This is a genomic window from Streptomyces xiaopingdaonensis (assembly GCF_000262345.1).
Taxonomy (GTDB): domain Bacteria; phylum Actinomycetota; class Actinomycetes; order Streptomycetales; family Streptomycetaceae; genus Streptomyces; species Streptomyces xiaopingdaonensis.
Genome location: NZ_AJTQ01000133.1, coordinates 1 through 6,767, shown reverse-complemented (window position 1 = coordinate 6,767; position 6,767 = coordinate 1). Strand labels below are relative to the sequence as shown.

Below are 6,767 nucleotides of genomic sequence, written 5' to 3'. Positions count from 1 at the left end.
GGGGCGGCGGCCCGCCCGCCGCGGCGAGCGCGCCGAGGGTGGCGCTGAGCGAGGGCCGGCCGAGCGTCGGTACGACGACGGCGTACTCGGGCGCAGTGCCGCTCATCGGCCTCGCCCTCCCTCGCCGCCCGCGCGGTCGAAGAAGCCGGCACGCCGCACCACGTACGGGCCGAGGGCGAGGAGGTCCACGGGCGCGGAGCCGAAGCACTCCAGCGCGTCGCGCGGATCGTCCACCATCGGCCGACCCGCGGTGTTGAGGCTGGTGTTGACGACGACGGGCAGCCCGGTGAGCCGCTCGAACTCCTCCAGCATGCGCGCCAGGCGCGGCTCCCGGTCGCGGCCGACGGTCTGGATACGGGCGGTCCCGTCGGTGTGCACCACGGCGGGGATGCGGTCGAGCCACGCGGAACGCACCTCGTGCACGAAGAGCATGTACGGGCTCGGCAGCACGCCCTCGAAGATCTCCGGCGCCCGCTCCTCCCGCACCATCGGCGCCACCGGGCGGAACTGCTCGCGGCCCTTGACGTCGTTGAGGCGCTCGAGGTTGGCGGAGCGGCCCGGGTGCGCCAGCAGCGAGCGGTGGCCGAGCGCGCGCGGCCCGTACTCCGAACGTCCTTGGAACCAGGCGACGATCGCGTCGTCGGCGAGAGCACGGGCGACCTCCTCGCTCACGTCGTCCGGCTGCTCGAACGGCACCCCCGCACGGGTCAGCCAGTCGTGGAGCTCCGCGTCGCTCCACTGCCGTCCCAGGTCTGCGCCGGGCATCGGCGCGGTGGTCTCGCCGCCTGCCGCGGCGAACGCCAGGGCGCTGCCCAGCGCGGTGCCGGCGTCCCCCGCGGCCGGCTGCACCCAGACGTCGGCGAACGGGCCCTCGGCTGCCAGACGCGCGTTGGCGACGCAGTTGAGCGCCACGCCGCCCGCCATGGTGAGCAGTCGGTCGTGGGTCCTGCCGTGCAGCCAGCGCGCCATGTCCAGCAGCGTGTCCTCCAGGCACCGCTGTGCGGAGGCGGCGAGGTCGGCGTGCTCCTGGGTCCATCCCTGTCCGGCGCGCGCCGGCGGGGCGAAGCTCTCCCAGGGGACGTCCCGCGCGACGAAGCCGCCGTCGTCGGTCGGGTGGACGTAGCGCGCGAGCTCGGAGGCCATCCGCGGCTTCCCGTAGGAGGCGAGCGCCATCACCTTGTACTCGTCGGAGGAACGCAGGAATCCGAGGTGCTCGGTGAGCTCCTCGTAGACGAGCCCCAGGGAGTGCGGCAACTGCTGGCTGCGGAGCGGCTCCAGGACCGTGCCGCGCCTGCGCGCCGCCAGGTGCGAGGCCGACTCCCCGCGGCCGTCGACGACGAGCACGGAGGAGCGTTCGGCGTCGGGCGCCGCGAAGGCGCCGGAGGCCGCGTGCGCCACATGGTGCGGGACGAAGTGCACCTGCTCCCGCGTGAGTCCCGGCAGTGCCGAGCACAGGAACTCGGGGGCCTGGCGCGCGTAGGTGAGGCGCAGCGGGTCCCAGGGGTCGTCCAACTCCAGGTCGGCGGCGGGTTCGGCGAGCGACGGGTCGAAGGAGTAGGCGACGGCGTCGATCTCCTCCGGCCGGAGCCCGGCCTCGGCGAGGCACCAGGCCGCCGCTTCGGTGGGGAGCTCCCAGGCGGAGAACGGCACCGGCCGCTTGCCGTGCTTGCGGCGGGAGAACCTCTCCTCCTCGGCGGCGGCGACCGGCTGCCCGTCGACGAGGAGCGCGGCGGCCGGGTCGTGGAAGAGGGCGTTGATGCCGAGGACGCGCATGTCTGCCTTCTTTCGCCGGGACGGGGGCCGGATGCCGGACGACGGCTCAGGCGTCGGGGCGCTCCCGGAACCACTCGATGGTCCGCGCCAGGCCGTCGCGCGCCGTGACCTCCGGCTCCCACTGGAGCTTGCCCCTGGCCAGCGTGATGTCGGGGCAGCGCACGGCCGGGTCGTCGCCCGGCCGCTCCACGAAGCGCAACCCCGATCCCGAGCCGGTCAGCTCCACGACGAGCCGAGCGAGTTCCCGCATCGTGATCTCGTCCGGGTTCCCGATGTTGACCGGGCCGACCAGCTCGGAGCCGGCCATGGCGAGGACGCCGCGCACGGTGTCGTCGATGTAGGCGAGGGAGCGGGTCTGCAGCCCGTCGCCCGTGACGGTCAGGTCCTCGCCCGCGAGGGCCTGCCGGACGAATGTGGGCACGGCCCGGCCGTCGTAGCCGCGCATCCGCGGGCCGTAGGTGTTGAAGAGGCGGACGATGCCGACGTTGGTGCCGTGCACGCGGCCCTCCGCCATCGTCAGCGCTTCGCTGAACCGCTTGGCCTCGTCGTACATGCTGCGCGGGCCGACGGGGTTCACGTGGCCCCAGTAGCGCTCGTTCTGCGGGTGCTCCTGGGGATCGCCGTACGACTCGGACGTGGAGGCGTGGACGAGCCGGGCGCCGTAGCGCCTGGCGAGGCGGAGCGCGTTGCGGGTGCCGGCGCTGCCCGTCTCCAGCGTGTGCAGCGGCATCCGCGCGTAGTCGGCGGGCGACGCGGGCGACGCGAGGTTGAGGACGAGGTCGGGCGGCCCGAACGACCCGGTGTCGGGCTCTTCCGTCGCCGCGGAGCGGCAGATGTCCGCCTCCGCGAGCGAGAAGCGCGGGTCCCCCAGGAGATGCGCCACGTTCTCCCGACTGCTCGTACTGAAATCGTCGAGGCAACTGACGGCGCAGTCCGTGTCCAGCAGCGCGGTGCACACATGGGAACCGACGAAACCGGCGCCACCCGTGACGACTGCGTGCCGGAAACGCGGTATGCCGGCGGAGAGTACATCCATGGCTTTCCTTCGGTCACCGGACGAACCGGAAGCAGGAGCACTGGACTCGTTTTCAGCCTGAGCCACTGCGTGGGGGCCCGCAAACCGAGAAGGGGTCGGGCGATGCTCCCCGTGGTCGAACGGGGTCAGAGCCGCCGCACGACTCCTCGCACCGCGTGGCCGGGCGCTGTGCTGCGCGGTCAGTCAATCGACGGTGCGTGACGGGGAATTGGGGGCCGCACGCGCTGTGAGGAAGGCAACTCATCACCCTTTTCGGCAGGTCACGACGGTGTGCGGGCGTTTCCTGCGGGGCTGCTCGGAGCCGGTCTCCTTGGCCGGCGGAGACCGTCTGTGAACATGGCTGAAGGCGACGTGCGGGCTTCCTCCCCGTGCGTCCCCATTTCGCCCTCGTGCCCCCTTCCCGGTACCCCCTATGCCTGCTCTTCTCCCTGCCGTCCGCAAGGGCGGCGGCCGTGGCGGCCGTTCCGAACGCAGCCCGTGGCGCTCACTGCGCTACCCGAGCATGCGCTGGTGGTCGGCGGCGAACCTCGTCTCCAACATCGGTACGTGGATGCAGCTGACGGTGCAGAACCTCCTGGTCCTGCAACTCACCGGCTCCGCCGCCACGACCGGCCTCTCCCTCGCCGTACAGGCCGCGCCCGGCCTGCTGCTGAGCCTCATCGGCGGCAGCCTCGTCGACTCCTGGCCGCGCAAGCTGACGGCCTCGGTGAGCCAGGCGCTCCTCGGCGTCGTCGCCTTCACGACGGCGGGACTCGTCGCCTTCGACCAGCTGACCGTGCCGCTGCTGATGGTGCTCGCCGCCGTCACCGGTTCCATCGCGACCGTCGACAACCCCGCCTGCTCGCTGCTCGGCAACGACCTGGTGAAGCGGAAGGACGTGCCCTCGGCGATCTCCCTGGGCTCCGTCGTGCACAGCGCGGGCCGGCTGATCGGTACGGCGGCCGCGGGCGCGGCCGTCGCGTGGTTCGGCATGGCCTCGGCCTACCTGGCCAACGGGCTCTCCTTCGTGGCCGTCGCCGCCGTCATCCCGTTCCTCAAGCTCCAGCCCAAGGCCGAGCGCGACCCGCAGTCCGCCAAGGAGCACGCCGCCGCAGACAGGGCCGGAGCCGACGCCGCCAAGGGCGGCAAGCGGCCCCGGCTGGCCGGAGCGAGCCGTGAGGGGCTGGTCTACTTCGTGCGGAACCCGCGCCTCGTGGGACTGGCGGCCATCACCGGCATCTCCGCGATCTTCGGCCGCAACTACCAGTTGACCCTCGCGGTGCTGGTGACAGGGCCGCTCGCCGCCGGCGCCGGCTCCTTCAGCACCGTCTCGACCGTGCTCGCGGTCGGTGGCATGATCGGCGCCGTCCTCGCCGGCTGCCTCCGCAAGCCCTCGGTGCAGCACGTCGCCTTGCTCGCCTCCGCCGGGGCGGTCCTCCAGGTGGTCACGGGCTTCTCGCCTTCGCTGCTGTTCCTGGTGCTGCTGGTGGCGCCGATGGCGGTCGTGGAGTCGATCTCCGACACCGCCGGCACGACGGTGCTCCAGACCGAGCCGCCCGCCCACCTGCGTGGCCGCGTCCTCGGTGTGTGGCGGAGCGCGAGCACCGGTTGGGGCCTCATCGGCCCGCCGCTGCTGGGTGCGTTGATGGAGTTCGCGGGCGCCCGGGCCGGGCTCGTCGTGGGTGGCATCGCCATCGTCGTCGTGACCGGTGCGGCGCAGCTCCTCCAGCGCCGTCCGCAGAAGCGGGGCGAGCGCTCCGGCCGCGAGGTGCCCGAGACCCCCGAGGCGCTCGAAGCGGAACCGGTCGCCGCATGATCACCGCCCGGCCTGCTGTTGCAGGCCACACGGGCGGCTCTCACCATGGAGCGGACAGAAGCAGCATGACGGACCAATCCCTCTGCTTCCTGGAGGAACGATGGCCGAGACCGACCCCATCGAGGTACAGCAGGCTCTCAAGGGAGCCTCCTACCCGACCGACCGGCAGACCCTGGCCGACCTCGCCAGGAAGAACAAGGCGAGCGACCGGCTCGTCGACAAGCTCTCGCACATGAAGAGCGACCGCATCGAGGGACCCGACCAGGTCGAGAAGGAGATGTTCCGGGGCTGACCCGGCACTCCGGACGGATGCGACCGACGGGCCCGGCGAGCGTGCCGGGCCCGTCCGTCGGGAGCTGAGGCCCCATGCACGCACCTGCGTCCCGGCCGGGGCGAACCGCCGAAGGGCCGGACCTGCGCGACCGGTTGGGCGTCGTCATCGCCACCCGCGACCGGCGCGACCGGCTCGCCCGCACCCTGGAGCGCCTGCTGGCCCTCCCCGAGCAGCCGCGCGTCCTGGTCGTGGACAACGCCTCGCAGGACGGAACGGCGGAGTTCGTCCGCGACTCCTTCCCCGGCGTCGAACTGCTGCGGCTGCCGACCAACTACGGAGCGCTCGCCCGGAACGAGGGCGTCCGGGCCCTGGACACCCCTTACGTCGCCTTCAGCGACGACGACTCGTGGTGGGAGCCGCACGCCCTCGCCACCGCGGTGGACCTGCTCGCGTCCCGCCCTGCGACGGGCCTGCTCGCCGCCGCCGTCACCGTCGACCCGGACGGCACCCCCGACCCGCTCAACACGGTCCTCGCCGGCTCGCCGCTGGGCCCCGGGGCTGTCGCGCGGAGCCGCAAGGTGCTCGGCTTCCTCGGCTGTGCCGCCGTCGCCCGACGTCGGGCCTTCCTCGACGTCGGCGGGTACCACCCCCTCCTCTTCTTCGGGGCCGAGGAGACGCTCCTCGCCTACGACCTCGCCGCCGCCGGCTGGGAGGTCGTCCACTGCCCCGAGGTGGTGGCGCGCCACGCCCCCGGTGCGGCACCACGTCCGGGGCGCCGCGCGCTGGTGCGGCGCAACGAGGTGCTCATCGCCTGGCTCCGGCGCCCGCTGCGCACGGCCGCGCACCGCACCACCGCCCTCTGCGCCGCGGCCGTCCGCGACCACCAGGACCGCAGGGCCGTCCTGGCCCTGCTCCCCCGCCTGCCGAGGGCCCTCCTGCTGCGGCGCCCGCTGCCGCCCGACGTCGAGGAAGCCGCCCGCCTCGTGGAGGCGACGCCCGCGTGACCGCGCACGCGCCGGACGGCGACCGACCGGACGACCGCGTGACGGTCGTCGTCATCACGCGCAACCGCCGCGACGAACTCCTCCGCACGCTCGGCCACTTGGCCCGGCTGCCGGAGCGCCCGACGGTGATCGTCGTGGACAACCTCTCCTCCGACGGGACACCCCACGCCGTCCGCGCCGCGCACCCCGACATGGCGGTCCTGGAGCCCCGGCGCAACACCGGCGCCGTGGGGCGCAACCTCGCCGTCCGCCAAGTCACCACGCCCTACGTGGCGTTCTGCGACGACGACTCCTGGTGGGAGCCCGGCTCCCTGCGGGCGGCCGCCGACCTGCTCGACGGCTCTGCGGCGCTGGCGGGGGTCGTGGCGCGCATCGTCGTCGAACCCGAGGGCGTGGAGGACCCCGTCGTCGACGAGTTGCGCAACTCGCCCGTGCCAGGGCCCGGTTGGCTGCCGGGGCCCGCGCTGGGCTCGTTCCTCGCCGCCGCCACGTGCCTGCGCGTCTCCGCGTTCCGGGCGGCGGGCGGGTTCGACGCGCGGCTGTGGCTCGGGGGCGAGGAGGAGCTGCTCGCCACCGATCTCGCCGTGGCCGGCTGGTGGTTGTGCTTCGCCGAGTCGCTCGTCGTCCACCATGCGCCGTCGCACGTCCGGGATACGACGGGGCGGCGCGTGGACGGGCTGCGGAACACCCTCTGGTACACCTGGCTGCGGCGTCCGCTTCCGGCCGCGGTGCGGCGCACCTGGTACCTGCTGCGCACCGTTCCGCGCGACGGGGCGTCCGTCCGCGCCTTCGCCGAGGCCGCTGCCGGGTTGCCGTGGCTCGTGGCCGACCGCCGGCCCGTACCCGCCGAGGTCGAGCGCCGCCTGGCCGTTCTCGACGAAGCCC

The 6,767-nt window shown here is 73.7% G+C and carries 6 protein-coding genes; 4 read left to right on the top strand and 2 right to left on the bottom strand.

Annotation, left to right across the window (positions count from 1 at the left end; translation table 11 throughout):
- Positions 1–102: 102 nt before the first annotated feature.
- The gene (locus UWG_RS0110725; RefSeq protein WP_016907207.1) at positions 103–1,773 is read right to left on the bottom strand and encodes a carbamoyltransferase family protein; all 1,671 of its coding nucleotides are present in this window, start codon (positions 1,771–1,773) and stop codon (positions 103–105) included.
- Between the two features lie 46 nt (positions 1,774–1,819).
- Entirely contained in the window at positions 1,820–2,809 is a 990-nt protein-coding gene (locus UWG_RS0110720) for an NAD-dependent epimerase/dehydratase family protein (RefSeq protein WP_016907206.1), read from the bottom strand.
- A gap of 412 nt (positions 2,810–3,221) precedes the next feature.
- Here UWG_RS0110720 and UWG_RS0110715 point away from each other — a divergent pair, with 412 nt between their 5' ends.
- The 4 genes from UWG_RS0110715 to UWG_RS0110700 all read left to right on the top strand — a co-directional run.
- Positions 3,222–4,604, top strand: coding sequence for an MFS transporter (locus UWG_RS0110715; protein ID WP_029391348.1), 1,383 nt, complete (start codon positions 3,222–3,224; stop codon positions 4,602–4,604).
- A 100-nt stretch (positions 4,605–4,704) separates the two neighbouring features.
- Positions 4,705–4,896 (top strand): DUF2795 domain-containing protein, encoded by a 192-nt coding sequence (locus UWG_RS0110710; RefSeq protein WP_016907204.1) that lies wholly within the window; start codon positions 4,705–4,707, stop codon positions 4,894–4,896.
- A gap of 74 nt (positions 4,897–4,970) precedes the next feature.
- Entirely contained in the window at positions 4,971–5,882 is a 912-nt protein-coding gene (locus UWG_RS0110705) for a glycosyltransferase family 2 protein (RefSeq protein ID WP_016907203.1), read from the top strand.
- Positions 5,879–6,767 (top strand): glycosyltransferase family 2 protein (locus UWG_RS0110700; protein WP_016907202.1); only part of this gene is annotated, 889 nt, incomplete at its 3' end. The genes UWG_RS0110705 and UWG_RS0110700, both read left to right, overlap by 4 nt.